Here is a 14,852-nt window from a genome sequence, read left to right on the forward strand (position 1 = left end):
ATTGAAATATTTTGATGCAAGATACTACTAATTAATTAGTAGACAAACTAATTTGTTAGTTTTTTAACTAATACATTAGTATAACATTCCAATTATCTGTTAAAATAATTTCCATAAAAAACAACAAACTACTAATTATCAAATACATAATAAACAATTCTCTCTAATTAAAGAAAGAAAAAAATGTTTTTAAATTTGGAGTAAACTTATTTTTATTATTTTTGTACCAATCATTACAAAATAAAAAATAAACAATGAGAGGAAGGCCTACTATTTACGAAGACGCTAATATTGTAAAAAAAGCACAAGAAGTTTTTTGGCAGAAAGGATACAGCGCCACTTCTTTGAGCGATTTACAAAAAGCCACCGGAGCCGGAGCCGGAAGTTTTTACAATACTTTTAAAGGCGGTAAAAAAGAGGTTTTTCAAAAAGCAATTGAAGAACGACGATTGGCATTTGATGCTTTTAAAATTGAACTGAGCAAAAGCAAATCTCCCATAGAATTAATTAAAGACTTTTTTAGAAGTATTGCTTCCGATGATGAAAATGAACACCTAAAAGGCTGTATTATTGCTAATACAATTGTAGAAATGACTTTTATTGATGAAAATCTGGAAGCCAACGCGGTTCAGATTTTAAAAGAAGTGGAACAAATGTTTACTAAGACCATTAAAGACGAACAAACAAAAGGAAATTTAAAAACTCAAACTGATCCCGAAATACTGGGCAGATATTTAATAACATTCTGGTGCGGCCTTAATACACTGCGAAGAATGTATCCTGACAAAAATGTCTTGAAAAATCAAATTGAAATGCAATTAGCTGTTATCAGCTAATTTTTTTAACTATTTATGTATCGATCATTACAAAAATAAAAACAATAAAAAATGAATTTAAAATTAGAAGGAAAAAGAGCTTTTATAAGCGGTTCGACACAAGGAATTGGTTTTGCAACAGCCAAACAATTATTAAATGAAAAAGCGGAAGTTATCCTGAACGGACGGAATGAAGAAAAAATAAATCTGGCTGTTCAAAAACTAAAAGATGAATTTCCTAATGCTGTAGTTTCCGGAATTGCCTGCGATTTTGGAAATAAAGAAGAAGTAAACCAATTATTAAATCAACTAAACGATATTGATATTTTAATAAACAATGTAGGGATTTTCGAATTAAAGGATTTTGAAACTATTGAAGAGGAAGACTGGTATCGAATTTTTGATATAAATGTAATGAGCGGTGTGAGACTTTCTAAAAAACTTTTACCGCAAATGCTTCAGAAAAAATCAGGAAGAATCATTTTTATCAGTAGTGAATCTGGCGTGAATATTCCAGTAAACATGATTCATTACGGAATGACAAAAGCGGCTATGACAGCTGTGAGCAATGGTTTGTCTAAACTAACTCTGGGAACTGAAGTTACTGTAAATACAATAGTAGGCGGTCCAACCTATTCTGATGGTGTTGCTTCGACAATCGAACATATTGCCTCTTTACAAAATATAGAAGTTGAGCAAATTAAAAGCGCCATTATTCAGCAGACTAATCCGCATTCATTATTACAGCGATTTATTGATCCGGCAGAAATCGCTTCTTTGGCTGTTTATTTATCAAGTCCGCTTTCAGCTGCAACAAATGGTTCTTGTCTTAGAGCCGATGGCGGTGTTTTAAAGACGATATAATTTAAAACCCAAAATCCTGTTCAGTTTAAGCTGAACAGGATTTTAGGTTTTCAAAAATACTATTGTTAAGTGACAACGCCGCCAGTTTTTCATCACTGCTTAAATTCTCTGTATTTTGTTTTCTTTTCATTTAACAGCTATTCAAAACGTTTGATATCAATAATCAAGTTTATTGCAGACTATAAATGTACTTAATATTCGACAAAATGTTAAAATGATGATACTAGAATTCTTTTACAGAACTTGCTTTTGAATCATTCATCATCGATATCCGTTATTTTCTTTTTCGAATATGTAAGTTTTTCGATTTCTCTTAGAAATTCAGAATCGAATTCAGAATAAGCACGCAAGGTATATTTTTCATCTCTCTTCTGCATAACCAGACGAATTTTCTGCACCATCAGCCAAATGGGTTCGTAGCGTTTGTGTCCTAATAAATATTGAATTTGCAATATGGAGAATTTTCTTTTGGAAAGGGTCATTAATTCTATGCAGATCATCCAGTATCTTACGGGTAAATTAGAGTTTTCCATGACAGTCCCGGATCGAAGACTTATTCGGTTACCGCATTTTTTGCATTGAAATTTTAAATCAACTCTTCTAAACGAATGTTGATTGTGCGAGCATTTTCTGCAAATTAAACCATTTTGCAGACGCTTCTTTATTAATTCTTCTATACAGGTTTCTTCGTTGTGGTATTTTTCGAAGTACTCTCTTAATTCCATTTATTAAGATTCTCTTTTACGGATTAAATATAGTCTAATCTGCACAGACAAAAAATGGAATGAAATAAAAAAGAGGAAATTCAAAACAGAAAATCCTCTTTTAAAATTATAAATTAGGGCAATTACAGTTTTTGGGCAATTTCTTTCTTGTATTTATTCAAAATAGATTTTGTCATACCAAGATTTGCTTTGTTTGAATCTACTGCTAAATAAATAAAATAATCTCCGTTATCAGAAACGTCAATAATATGAATTTGTGAAGTTAAAGTAATCATGATATTATCTACGACCTGTCCTTCTAAGTTTAAGGCTTTTATTGCGTTCATCTTTGCTTTAACCACTTCAAGGTTATATGCAGAAGCTAATTCAGGGTCGAAACCACTCAAAACAGATTGTGAGTAATATGACATTCCAGTTTGAATTTCAGCAACAGAAACTGCGATAAAACCTGGAACATTTTTTTTAAGATCTTCTCCAAATTGTTTTAAAAAATCAGACATAAGTATTGGTTTAATTTAGGGTTGTAAAAATCCTTTTCCTGAGGATCTTATGCAAAATTATAGATATGATTCTATTTAATTATCCGCATTGCGTACCTAAATTTATTTTTTTTACATTCTAATATTTTTTCTAAAAAAAATCATATTTCTTATTCAAATCCAATCAGATTATACTGTAATTTTTTTTAAAAAAGTATGATTCTGATAAATGTCAATATCTGTAAAAATCCATTTAGAATAATTTTGGGATTAAAAAAAAAGCAATTGAGGAAATGAAAGAGATACTTGCGGCATTAATTCAACAGAAAACAACAATAAAAAAAACGAGCTTAACCAATACTTTCGTATTTCAAGTTTTGGTAACCAATGCGAGTAATGATGTTATTTTAAAAACTGATTTGTAAGTTTTTAAACAAAACTCAGATAACTAAAAAACTTCCCGTCAAAAGGGGGAAGTTTTTTAGTTTAAGAAATATCTTAAAATGAAAATGTACTCAAAAAGACTGAACCTATTTTTCAAAATATACCTTATTCTATTATAAAAATGTCTTTTACCGGCTAACTCGAAAAGAGCTCTAAGTATATATTTACTAAATTATTAAGCCTTTAAGTAAGTATATGCAGACTCAAGAATTACTCCAAAATTTACTCACACAAAAGTATATTAAATCTATTGTAATTGAAGGTAATTACATGACCAATAAAAGTGCAGTTCTTTTAGACTCACAAAATGGAACTGTTTTTAGTGTCTCAGCAGATTTTCTATTTTATTTTAAAGATAAAAGTAATAATGGCTGGCTCACCATTCCCGAAGAATTAATCCTAAATGGTAAAAAGTACTACCCGCAGCTGGGAGACAGTATTACTAAAAATGATGGAACAACCTATTATTTCACTACAAAAGAAGCTGTTATAGAAATGGCATCCTCTTATTTTAAAAAATTCATAGATCCTCACTATGGAATTCAAACAATAGTTCATGGGTTGTCTTTTTTTGAAAACATTGATGACAAGAGTGATATATATTGGGTTATTTTTCAAAAATTCAAATCCCGAAAACATCAGCAGATAGAGGCATTTGTATCCAGCAATTAATAAATGTTCTCTAAAAGGAATAATTGATTATGAGATTGCTAAAAAAAGAGGAAAAGAGAGTTTTATATACCAGTTTTTTATTCTAGTCCTAAAAGACCTTTAGCAAGTGGAGACTCATTTATGTTACAAATTATCTAAAGAAGGCAAAGGAAGCAAAGGAATTTACTGTTAAATATATGATGTATGAAGGTAATTATCCTATGCCTTTAGAAGGTGAAGAAATAACAAATTTACTTCATACGAAGTTTAGTTTTTTTAGTGAAAATTATTTTTATTATACTGATGCATATAAATTGAAGTTTTAAATGAAAAAAATAGTAATATTTAGCTTTTTAATATTTTTTCTTCAATTCTTTTTATTTAGAGGATTATTTACCTCATTAGATTCTTACGCGCCCGAGAATACTTCTGGAAATCCTATATTAATAGCTCTAGAGTTTATAGTTACCATAATTATTTGTTTGATTGTTTTTATAATGGTATTTATAGAAAAAATCGTTGAAACAAGTCTAAAATATATATACATCTTTATACTATATCTACATTGCATATTTCATTTTTGTTGTGATTCATTTTATGAATATAATTTATTTAATGATTCAAAATCATTTAGCATTTCATCAATTATAATTATCTTGATTTATTTTATTTTCGAATTGTTTTTGACTTTTTATATAGTTAAAAGGCTTTATCAATCAAAAGATCACGAATAAATTTCTAATGAAAAAAATAATAGTTAATGCTTTTTTAATGTTTTTTGTGCATTTTTTATTCTAATTATTCTTTTACAAGATTAAACGCATACATACCAAAACATTATGAAAGTAGTGATAGAGGAATATTTACGTTAATTGCGTTCTACTTAACATTTTGCTATATATGCTGTCCGCTATTTTAGTTATAATAGAAAAATTAATGAGAGTTAAATAAATGGGGAATGTATTTTTTATTGTATTTGAATTGTTTGCCTGTATTTTATATAAACGCGTTTTATCAATACCTTTTATTTAATAATCCCAATGTTTTGAAACATCTTCCATTGTTATTATTCTTATTTATTTATTATTTGAATTAGCGATTACTTTTTATATAGTTCATTGATTATATAGATATAAATGTTAATTATCTTATTGAGATTACCTTGATTTAGAAAGTCTTCAAAAATTAACAAACCAATACCTGCACTGGTCTGTAAAAGCCAACGAAAATACCGCAAAAGAGAAATACACAATGGATAAAAAACTATAAAACTTTTAATCTGCTTTTTAGCCTCTATACAAATAACAAGCTGTCAAATGATAAAAGAAAAAACACGCGAATGACACGAGCATCCGCTAGTGCAACATAGTTTATGTAAGCGAATTGAACTAAGTCTCAAGTACACGAGCGGGATTCGAGCCCGCGAGGTATGTCAGGAAAATGCAGGAAAAGCTAGCTCCAATAAGTTTGATAATGGTCATGGGATTAGGAAGTCCTGTAGCTTTAATAACCGATGGAAGGTTCAGCGGTGCCACCAGAGGCGCATCTATAGGACACGTTTCTCCAGAAGCGGCAGAAGGCGGTATGATTGACCTGCTTAAAGATGAGATGAAATTCATATTGATGTTGACCAATAATATCTTATCTGTAAATTCATCCGATGAAGAAATTAAGGCTCGAAAAGCCGTTTTTCAGCCTACCAAAAAAGTAGTAAATTCAAAATAGCTTGGGCAAGAGCTTTGGTAACCAATGCGAGTAATGGTGCTATTTTAAAAACTGATTTGTAAGTTTTTAAACAAATAATCGTCCTAACTAAAAAACTTCTCGCTGAAACTGCCGAAGTTTTTCATCTTTAAAATCATTATTTTATACTTAGACAGAAGTTTCCTTCCATTGTTTTTTTATCAGCAATTAATTCTAATATGGCTGTAATAACGACATTACCGATCCATCCATTGTTTAAAATAGGGTGCTTTTTCGCGGCTTATAATTACTTCGCGTTCGGGATCTGATTTCAATTGGATCTTCAGTTTGGCATTAAAATAATTGGCAATCGATTTTATGCTTTCAGCACGAATAAAAAACTGCCTGTTGGCACGAAAGAAAACATCAGGATCCAATTCTTGTTCCAGGTCTTCCATTGTCTGCGGAATTGGGATTACCGTACCTGATTGTAAAACTAAATTTGAAGTTTTAAATTCAGAGTAAATAAAATCAATATCGGTAACATTCACGCTTTTATAACCGTCGCGATATGTAACCAGAAACCGGAGACGAAAACTTGGCTTATTTACAAAGCCTTTTAAAATGCCGGCAATATCATGATAATTGTCGGTTTTAGATAAACTTTTGAATTTCTGCAAAGCAAACTCCAGTTCGCTTTTATCAATGGGTTTCATCAAATAATCGATGCTGTTGACTTTAAAAGCTCTTACCGCATATTCATCATAAGCAGTTGTAAAAATAACGGGACTGGCAATTTTGATTTCATCGAAAATAGAAAAACTGATTCCGTCTGCCAGACGAATATCCATGGTAATTAAATCCGGTTTTTCGTTTAAACGGAGCCATTTTACAGCACCTTCAACGGTATCTATAATATCCAGAATCTCGCAATTGGGTTCTAGTTCTTCTAAAAGCCTTTTAAGACGGCTGGCATTAATACTCTCATCTTCAATAATCAAAATTCTCATACTCTCTATATTAATGGTAAACGCACTGAAAAACTTTCTAATGACTGTGAAAAAACAGGTTTTTTATTGAATAAAATTTTATAGCGAAACTCAATATTTTTACGTCCTACTCCTGTAGAAACTAAGGTTTTGCCAGATGTAGGCTGTAAATTGTTTTTTACGATTATATTTTTTTCTTCAGAATAAATAGAAATAATAAGCGGACTTGACAAGGTTGCCATATTGTGTTTTACGGCATTTTCGACCAGTAACTGCAAAGTTAAAGGCGGCAAATGAAGATCCAGACAATTGCTGTCGACTTCTAATTGCAAATCGATTTTTTCGCCCAATCGTTTCTTTAGCAGATAAAAATAAGCATTAAGAAACTCAATTTCTTCTCTTAGAGTTATGGTATCTTTGTCTAAGTTGGAAATCATGTAGCGGTAAACACGGGTAATATTCTCCAAAAATGCTGCAGCAGCCTGCTGGTCTTCGTGAATCAGCTCTGTTAAAGTGCTGAAATTATTGAAAATAAAATGCGGATCCAGCTGTAATTTTAAAGATTCTAACTGCGAACGTGTTACGGCTTCCTGGAGTTCTGAGGCTTTAATTTTTAATTCCGCTGCTTCGTTTGAAGTCAAACGCCAGCGGTTAAGTAAAAATATTCCGGTATGTACAGAACTAATAAAAAGCGACAATATCGCCGCCATAATGTTTGACTGCCAGATGATAAGCAGTTCATTTTCTTCTAAACAAGTTTCGGGATACAAATAGTTCCATAAATGCGAGAATGTATAGTTTAGCAGCATATTTCCCGCGATGAGGCATAAAAATTGTGCAATTGCCCTAAAAATAGGATTGTGTTCCCAGCGTATCAATCGGTTTAAACTACGCCCAACAAAAAGACTTAATTCTGTTAAAACGCCGCAATACACCAAAATAATAAAGATATCAAATGATTTATCAAATGATATTAAGGAATCTTCTTCGAAATTCTGGTTCGGATTTAAAAGATAATACGATGACAAATACACTAAAAAAACCACAGGAATAACTATAATTCTATAGTATTTGTAGAAAAAATTCTTTCCGGTAATTTTATTTTGAATACTTGACCCCATTTACTTTTTAAAAATTGATGATTTATTTTTTAATATTTTTAAACACATAGAAACATAGTTTCGAAATCTAAAAAAAGGCGTTTCACCTGCATGAACAAACATAGGGTGCTGTGTTTAAAAAGCGTGCTTTCTTTTAAATTCTTTTAACCAACAATAAAACTATGTTTCTATGTGTTTATTTTTTTATTACAAACTATTTTTATTTTAGACAAAGATAAAATAAGATTTATGATAACTGCGGTACTAAAACTTTCCTTTTATTGCCGGTTTTTATAAATCTCTGCGATTTTCTTTCTCTCATAATTCCCCATTTTAAGCAGGTTGCACCCCAGGAAAATCCGGCACCAAAAGTGGTAATCAATAAGTTTTGACCTTCTTCAAAATCAGCGGCAAAATCCCATAAACATAGCGGAATTGTTGCTGATGTTGTATTTCCGTATCTTTCAATATTAACTTTGACTTTTTCTGAATCAATATTTAAACTGTCACTTACGGCATTAATAATTCTCAAATTAGCCTGATGCGGAATAACCCAGTCAATTTCATCAGCATCTAAGCCATTACTGATCAAAACATCTCTCGAAACGCTGGACATTGCTGCAACTGCTTTTTTAAACACAAATGATCCTTCTTGTTTAATATAATGTTTTTTATGCACAATGCTCTGCATACTGGCTGGAAATTTAGAACCTCCCGCCGGCACAACCAAAGCTGAAGTACCGCTTCCGTCAGTTCTTAAAATGCTTTTCATTAATCCGTACTCTGTCTCTGTTTTTTCTAAAAGCACTGCTCCTGCACCATCTCCAAAAAGAATACAGGTATTTCGGTCTTCATAATCTACGATTGAACTCATTTTGTCAGCGCCCACTACAATAATTCTTTTGTAGCGTCCGCTTTCGATCATCGTTGCGCCCATTTCAAGCGCATACAAAAAACCGCTGCAGGCACCGTTCATATCAAAACCAAAGGCATTTTTAAGTCCGCTTAATTCACATATTTTACTGGCAGTTGGCGCCAAAATATGATCTGGTGTAGCAGTTGCGAGTATCAAGGCTTCAATTTCAGAAGCCTCAATATCATAATTGCTCATTAAATTTTCTATAGCACCGCAGGCAAGATCAGATGTGCTTTTGCCTACTGCAATTCGTCTTTCTTTTATTCCGGTTCTTTTTTCAATCCATTCTTCTGTAGTTTCAACAGTTTCTGAAATTGTTTTATTATCTAGGATTGAAGTGGGTACAAAACCGCCGATAGCTGTAATTACTGCCTTCATTTTTCTTGTTTTTTTGTTATGTTTTTAATTTTTTGGAATAGATAATAAAGGAATATCTAAACCTGCTGCCATGATTCTGGTTTTACTTTTATGAACCAGGGAATCCCAAAAACCATATTTTTGAGGCACCATTACTAAAATATCAGCATCAAAATTTTTAATTTCTTTTTTAATTTCATTGATCACCGCATTTGATCTCACGTTTTTGTAAATATATTTTACGTCTTCAAATTCTTTTTCGATAGAAGAATTCAGTAAGATTTTGCCTTGTTCTTCTTTAATTTCATCCAGTTTTTCATCAACGCTGAAAAATTCAATTTCAGAACCTAAATTTCCAATTACACGTCTAATCCATGTAAATCTTTTAATTGAGGATAAACTTAAAGTATCGCAGGCATACAAGATTTTCTTTGCGTTTTGAAAGCGGGCCTTCTCCGGAACAGCCAAAACCGGAATGTTTAAATTTTTAATAACTGCAGTGGTCGAATTCCCCATTAAATCCTGCTCCAGCGAGCGCTCTGCCATTCCCATAACCACAAGATTGGCATTCGTTTGATTAATTATCGAAGGAAGCTCATCTTCTAAAAAAGAATAACTGCAAATGCTTTCTACCGAAATTTTGAACAAATCTGCAATTTCCAAACCTAAAGTCTGAATTCTGGAAGCGGCTTTGTCCATTTGTTTCTGCATCGATTCGGCAGTAATTAAAGAATTAGCACTGTGAACGCTCAACGAAAATGAGTTAAACAAAATAAGTTTAGCTCCTGTTGCTTTTGCAAGTCCTGCTGCGTAAGTAACCGCATTATTTGCGATCGAAGAAAAATTTGTAGCGGCGATTATAGTAAGTGGAGGAATCATAAATATATCGATTAAATATTTCTAGTAAAAATGATTAATTAACTACTCCAATTCTTTTAAAAATTACCCAACAAGCATTTTTTAGGCCTCAACCGTAAAATTTAGTATCTGAAAAATGACATAATATTCCAAAAGAGATCCTATTTTGTTCCCTTTACTTTCCAACACTTTATCCATTAAAAAAAGAGCAAAACAAATGGATACATTCCATTAAAAATTCCTAAACAGGTTAGTTACCTCTCAAACTGCATCAATTAAAATCTTCTATGGTTTATCTGCTAAAACGGGTATTTCTACTCGTTTTAATTTACTGTTTTTTAATTATTTAACAGAATATGACACAGAAAATCATCCCGATAATTATGCTGTTATCAGACCAGAATATTTTTTATGATAAAGAATACGTTTAGATACCAAAAATGCATCAACATCTTTAATGGCTTTGATTCCCAAAAAAGAAAATGTCGAGACTTTGTAAATGCAATACAAAATCCCGAACAAATAAAGTAGATAATAAAATGCCATTATTCAGGATAATTGATTAAATCCTGATAATTAAGAAGAGTCTATTTCACCAATACGCTTATAGTATTACTTAAATTTTCTTTTAATATAAAATCCTGAATGAACTCTTTAACTTCGTGGCGGGCCTCAATTTTGGTCTCAAATGAATTAATATGAAATTCATCATCCTGATCACTAATATGGATTATTTCAGTATATCCTTTAGAAATTAAACTGCCTTTGAGCTTAATTATATTTAACTGCTGCTTGCCGTCCAGCTCTTTACGAACCTGTAGTTTTATAGCTCTTTCCATTTGTAAATATTTTAAAATAGTTAACTCTCATTCAATTATAAATTTATAATAATTAATAATTCAAAAGAATAATTTAACACACCCTGCAACCTATTATTTATCAACACCTTATGAACATAGTTTAAAACCAGTCCAAAATGGTGGTCCGGCTTTAGATTTGTTAAAAAAACTATCCTTATAATTAAGTAAACATTCTGCAAAATGCTATAAAATTGTTAGTTAGATATGTGATTATTTTTGAATTGAAACTTTATATACGATAAATCAATTAAAAAAGATTTTATATGACAGCAGATACTAACCGATATTATAATCAGGACGATTATAATTTCACAGACGATAATCAGAGCTATGTTGATCAATATCAGCAGGAACATATTGGAGACGAAAATTTTGAACAGGAACAACTATTAAATCAGGAACAGAATTATCTGGATAATGAATTCTCAAATGCCCTCGAAAGAGATGAAGAAGACGAAATCGAACCGGAATATGATGAAGATGGTCTTGAAGAAGATGGTCTGGAGGAAGATGACTGGGACGAGGATGATGATTTAGATGAAGACGATCTCGACGACGATCTAGTTGAAGATTATGATGAAAATGATCGTGAGATTGAAAGCTTTTCTGATGATGGATATAAAATAGACTAGTTAAAAGTCAATTTATATTTGCTAATAAATGCTCCAGCGCAGCAAAATAGGCATAGTAATAAATCGCAAAAGATTTAAAGCTCCAGCGGAGCGTAATATCTATCAACTTCAAGTATAAAGTATTACTTTGGCTTTATACAGGTTTGGATAAATTATACTATACTTATTTTGCTCCGCTGGAGCATTTTTTTCTACTATACAATATATTAAAATGCTATTTAGTTATCTAAAACTAGTTTGGTTTTATTAAATTTTCTGTCGTACACAATTACAAATCCTATCCATACGACTAAAAGAGCTACAATTACCGTTAGTTCTTGTTCGTGTACTCCTTTTACAAAGAAATTATTTAGTGAATGAACTCCTGCAACTGCAATAAGTGAATTTGTTTTAGAATATATCTTACCAATTCCCCAGGTTCCGAAGAAAATAATGCCAAAGAAAATTAAATTTGAACTTGTCATATTAAAGTTTAAGTGCCATACAAACCAAAGAACAGCAATAATAACCGTTGCAGTAAATTTTGGAAGTCCTTTTAATTGTTCCTGCAAGAATCCTCGCCAGCCAATTTCTTCCAAAAGTCCGTAAACCAAGACGGTAAAAGCAAAAACGATTGGAAACTTTCCGTATATAAAATAATATAAAGTTGTAATAGACAATGCCGGCAGAAGCCAAAAAATCACAAAAGGCAGTGCAATATTTGTATATATTCCTTTTAAAGACATTGGATTTTGAAGAGAGAATAATTTTATTGCGATAAAAGCTCCTAAAGCCGGGCCGGCACCGCGAATTAAAATAAATACATAATCGTGTACAACGCCGTTAAACAATTCCGTTTTAACTGCTATAAATCTGCATACAATAGCAATGATATAAAAAACTGCAATTGCTTCGTAGTTAATTTTAAGTTTCATAAGTTATCTTTTTGATTAGGTTGAGACAAACTTAATAATAGGAAACAAGAATAAAATTGACTTTGGGTAAGAAATTATTTCTCGGTAATTCTTTTTCTAATTCGGCTTAAACTTTCTGCTGTTAATCCCAAATATGATGCTATAACCTTTAAAGGTGTTCGCTGAAAAATTTCAGGCCTTGATTCAATCAATTTTAAATAACGGTCTTGCGGTGTAAGTGTTAAAAGATCAATCTGTTGCTGTTGTTTTTGTATGTACAACATTTCCGAAACTGCTTTTCCTACTCGCAAACCAGCTTCAGAACGACTGTAAAGCTCTTTTAAATCTTGGTGATGAATGGACCATAACGTAATATCTTCTAAAGCTTCCACTTTAATTACAGATGGTTTTTGATTAAGAAAAGAAAGATAATCACTTATAAAAGACCTTTCGTACAACAGATTAATGCAGATATCCCTGCTTCCATCCCATACAAATAATCCGGCTGAGCCTTGAATTATAATATTCAAAAATTTTTCTATCTGATTGTATTCCTTTATAATCTGTGCTTTTTTGAATTTTCGTACTTCAATTTTTTTGGAAAATTCATCCCAGATATTGGTGTCTGAAACATAATAAGAATCAAAAATCTTTTTAACATCTTCTGGAGAAGGGTTTTGGGACATAACTATAGAAATATCGATTTTGCAAAAACCAAAATACAAAACTAATTTTAGTAAAATCTGCAAAAAGTCTTTTTTTCTGCATCTTTTTTAGAAAATATTAAGAAACCCTTACTTTACAATGCCTATATTTGGCACATTAATTATTCGCCCTTTTTAACAAAAAACATATTTATAATCCTCGGATTTCTCGATGAAAAATACCAAGTTCACTTGTATACTTTTATTATTTCTGCTTTTCTTTATAAGAAGCACGGAATCGTATAAATATCATTATGAACCTGAGTCAGTTGAAAATCAATTTGCTTATTCTCCTGAAGATATTCCGCAGTTTTCATCTACAGATTTACAGAATAAAGAACTCCAGATTCATTATGTTGTAAAAAAGAAGATTAAATTTCGTGCTACAACTTTAGACAGCAGTACTTTAAGACCTCCTTATTACAGCAATCTGATTAAATTCAGAAATTACAAAAGAAGCCTGATTTATGGTATTGCATCTATATACCAAATTCAGCGTCATACTTACCTTCATTTATATCAATTGTTCTAGTTTTTAGAACCCCGTTTTTATTTTTATAAAATGCAGCTTTTTCGGCTGTCATAACTTTTTGTGTTCCTAACCAGACACAAGAAGCAGATTTTCTATTTGTAAAAATATTAACCCCGCTCGAAACGGTCTGAAAAGATTGTATTCGCAGCATTTCCATTTTTTTTCTAAACCCAATTAAAAAACTCCCTATAGCCGCTATAAGGGAGAGAATCTATTTATTTATATTATAACAAATTAATCATGAGCATTAAAAACAATTCATTTTTCATCTCTATTTTATCGCTGTTCGTTCTAGTCTCGTGCGGGGATAAAGCAAAAAAAAACTCAGACAAAATAAAGACCGTTCCGGTTTATAAAGTAACTTTAAAAGACACCATAGTTTCTAACAGATTTGTTGCTGATGTGCATGCCAAAAACAATGTCGAAATTCACGTTCGTATTCCCGGATTACTGGATAAAGTGTTTGTAAGCGAAGGACAAAAAGTAAAAAAAGGACAGTTGTTATTTAAAATAAGCGATGTAGAACTTCAAATACAACTCCTAAAAGCCGAAGCAGTTTATAAAAGCAGTATGGCCGATTTAAGAATCGCCACCGTAGAACTGGAACAAGCACAGACTCTTTTTAATAAAAAAGTAATTGCCGATAAGGAATTAGAGTTATCTAAAGCAAAACATGATGCGGCTTCTGCCAAAGTTGCTCACGCATCTGCAGAAAGAAAAGCGATCAACCAGCAGATTACTTTTACCACAATCCGTGCGCCATTTGACGGTACGGTTGACAGAATTCCATTTAAAGAAGGAAGTTTAGTAGAAAACGGTTCACTTTTAACAACCGTTTCGCAGCTGGATGATATTTATGCTTATTTCTCAATTCCAGAGAATACATATTTCCAGATGATGGAAGACAAAACCCTTAATACACAAGGAGATATTAAACTCGTATTGCCAAACGGAATGGTTTACGGGCAAAAAGGAGAACTAAAAACTGCCGACGGAGAAATCGACAGACAAACGGGTTCTATTCAATACAAAGCAAAATTTCATAATCCGCAGGGATTCATCAAACACGGAACTTCGGGAAAGCTGATTATTTCAGAACCTAAAACCGATGCGATTATAATTCCGCAAAAAGCCGTTTTTTCTATTCAGGATAAACAATTTGTATTTCTGGTTGATAAACAAGGTATTGTAAAAATGACCAACATAACTATTGGAAGTACTCTTGATGATGTATACATTCTAAACAAAGGTTTAAAAAACAACGATTTAATTGTTCAGGAAGGCATTCAGTCTTTACGCGACGGCGATAAAATCAATATTAAAGAAACCCAAAACGTAAGCCTGTAATTA

Annotated in this window: 16 protein-coding genes and 1 pseudogene; 8 read left to right on the forward strand and 9 right to left on the reverse strand. The window is 31.7% G+C overall.

The window, feature by feature from the left end; genetic code table 11:
- The first annotated feature begins 254 nt into the window (after positions 1–254).
- Positions 255–836 (forward strand): TetR/AcrR family transcriptional regulator, encoded by a 582-nt coding sequence (locus L1276_RS02465; protein WP_253785111.1) that lies wholly within the window; start codon positions 255–257, stop codon positions 834–836.
- 51 nt (positions 837–887) lie between these two features.
- Entirely contained in the window at positions 888–1,679 is a 792-nt protein-coding gene (locus L1276_RS02470; protein WP_253785112.1) for an SDR family NAD(P)-dependent oxidoreductase, read from the forward strand.
- 278 nt (positions 1,680–1,957) lie between these two features.
- On the opposite strand, the pseudogene L1276_RS02475 reads toward L1276_RS02470, so the two are convergent.
- Together L1276_RS02475 and L1276_RS02480 are read right to left on the reverse strand one after the other, a co-directional pair.
- Positions 1,958–2,404: pseudogene (locus L1276_RS02475) on the reverse strand (IS1595 family transposase); the annotation flags it as partial.
- A 122-nt stretch (positions 2,405–2,526) separates the two neighbouring features.
- A complete protein-coding gene (locus L1276_RS02480) occupies positions 2,527–2,904 on the reverse strand; it encodes a hypothetical protein (protein WP_253785113.1) in 378 nt (125 codons plus the stop codon).
- A gap of 272 nt (positions 2,905–3,176) precedes the next feature.
- Between L1276_RS02480 and L1276_RS25245 the strand changes: the two genes are divergently transcribed.
- The 3 genes from L1276_RS25245 to L1276_RS02490 all read left to right on the forward strand — a co-directional run bounded on the left by L1276_RS25245 (position 3,177) and on the right by L1276_RS02490 (position 5,703).
- Positions 3,177–3,308 carry a hypothetical protein gene (locus L1276_RS25245; protein WP_256527357.1) on the forward strand — a complete coding sequence of 44 codons (132 nt, stop codon included), beginning with the start codon at positions 3,177–3,179 and terminating at the stop codon, positions 3,306–3,308.
- Between the two features lie 214 nt (positions 3,309–3,522).
- Complete coding sequence (locus tag L1276_RS02485; RefSeq protein ID WP_253785114.1) at positions 3,523–3,999, forward strand: hypothetical protein; 477 nt, start codon at positions 3,523–3,525, stop codon at positions 3,997–3,999.
- Positions 4,000–5,418: 1,419 nt separating this feature from the next.
- A complete protein-coding gene (locus L1276_RS02490) occupies positions 5,419–5,703 on the forward strand; it encodes a dihydroxy-acid dehydratase (RefSeq protein WP_253785116.1) in 285 nt (94 codons plus the stop codon).
- A 215-nt stretch (positions 5,704–5,918) separates the two neighbouring features.
- Here the strand turns inward: L1276_RS02490 and L1276_RS02495 are convergent, their stop codons facing one another.
- The 5 genes from L1276_RS02495 to L1276_RS02515 form a co-directional block, all read right to left on the reverse strand.
- Positions 5,919–6,671, reverse strand: a complete 753-nt coding sequence (locus L1276_RS02495; protein ID WP_253785118.1) for a LytTR family DNA-binding domain-containing protein — start codon at positions 6,669–6,671, stop codon at positions 5,919–5,921.
- Positions 6,672–6,676: 5 nt separating this feature from the next.
- On the reverse strand, positions 6,677–7,771 hold the full coding sequence (locus L1276_RS02500) for a sensor histidine kinase (RefSeq protein WP_253785120.1): 1,095 nt from the start codon (positions 7,769–7,771) through the stop codon (positions 6,677–6,679).
- Between the two features lie 226 nt (positions 7,772–7,997).
- Complete coding sequence (locus L1276_RS02505) at positions 7,998–9,044, reverse strand: beta-ketoacyl-ACP synthase III (RefSeq protein WP_253785122.1); 1,047 nt, start codon at positions 9,042–9,044, stop codon at positions 7,998–8,000.
- A gap of 24 nt (positions 9,045–9,068) precedes the next feature.
- Positions 9,069–9,902: a universal stress protein gene (locus tag L1276_RS02510; RefSeq protein WP_253785124.1), complete on the reverse strand. Its 834-nt coding sequence runs from the start codon at positions 9,900–9,902 to the stop codon at positions 9,069–9,071.
- A gap of 566 nt (positions 9,903–10,468) precedes the next feature.
- A complete protein-coding gene (locus tag L1276_RS02515; RefSeq protein WP_253785125.1) occupies positions 10,469–10,720 on the reverse strand; it encodes a hypothetical protein in 252 nt (83 codons plus the stop codon).
- Positions 10,721–11,004: 284 nt separating this feature from the next.
- Here L1276_RS02515 and L1276_RS02520 point away from each other — a divergent pair, with 284 nt between their 5' ends.
- Positions 11,005–11,373, forward strand: coding sequence for a hypothetical protein (locus L1276_RS02520; RefSeq protein WP_253785127.1), 369 nt, complete (start codon positions 11,005–11,007; stop codon positions 11,371–11,373).
- A 218-nt stretch (positions 11,374–11,591) separates the two neighbouring features.
- Here the strand turns inward: L1276_RS02520 and L1276_RS02525 are convergent, their stop codons facing one another.
- Both L1276_RS02525 and L1276_RS02530 read right to left on the reverse strand, forming a co-directional pair.
- Positions 11,592–12,287 (reverse strand): CPBP family intramembrane glutamic endopeptidase, encoded by a 696-nt coding sequence (locus tag L1276_RS02525; RefSeq protein WP_253785129.1) that lies wholly within the window; start codon positions 12,285–12,287, stop codon positions 11,592–11,594.
- 74 nt (positions 12,288–12,361) lie between these two features.
- Entirely contained in the window at positions 12,362–12,952 is a 591-nt protein-coding gene (locus L1276_RS02530) for a Crp/Fnr family transcriptional regulator (RefSeq protein ID WP_253785131.1), read from the reverse strand.
- Between the two features lie 190 nt (positions 12,953–13,142).
- Between L1276_RS02530 and L1276_RS02535 the strand changes: the two genes are divergently transcribed.
- Complete coding sequence (locus L1276_RS02535; RefSeq protein WP_253785133.1) at positions 13,143–13,502, forward strand: hypothetical protein; 360 nt, start codon at positions 13,143–13,145, stop codon at positions 13,500–13,502.
- A 240-nt stretch (positions 13,503–13,742) separates the two neighbouring features.
- Positions 13,743–14,849, forward strand: a complete 1,107-nt coding sequence (locus tag L1276_RS02540; protein WP_253785136.1) for an efflux RND transporter periplasmic adaptor subunit — start codon at positions 13,743–13,745, stop codon at positions 14,847–14,849.
- Positions 14,850–14,852: the final 3 nt, after the last annotated feature.

Origin of the sequence: Flavobacterium sp. HSC-32F16, assembly GCF_024171645.1 — a bacterium.
Classification (GTDB): domain Bacteria; phylum Bacteroidota; class Bacteroidia; order Flavobacteriales; family Flavobacteriaceae; genus Flavobacterium.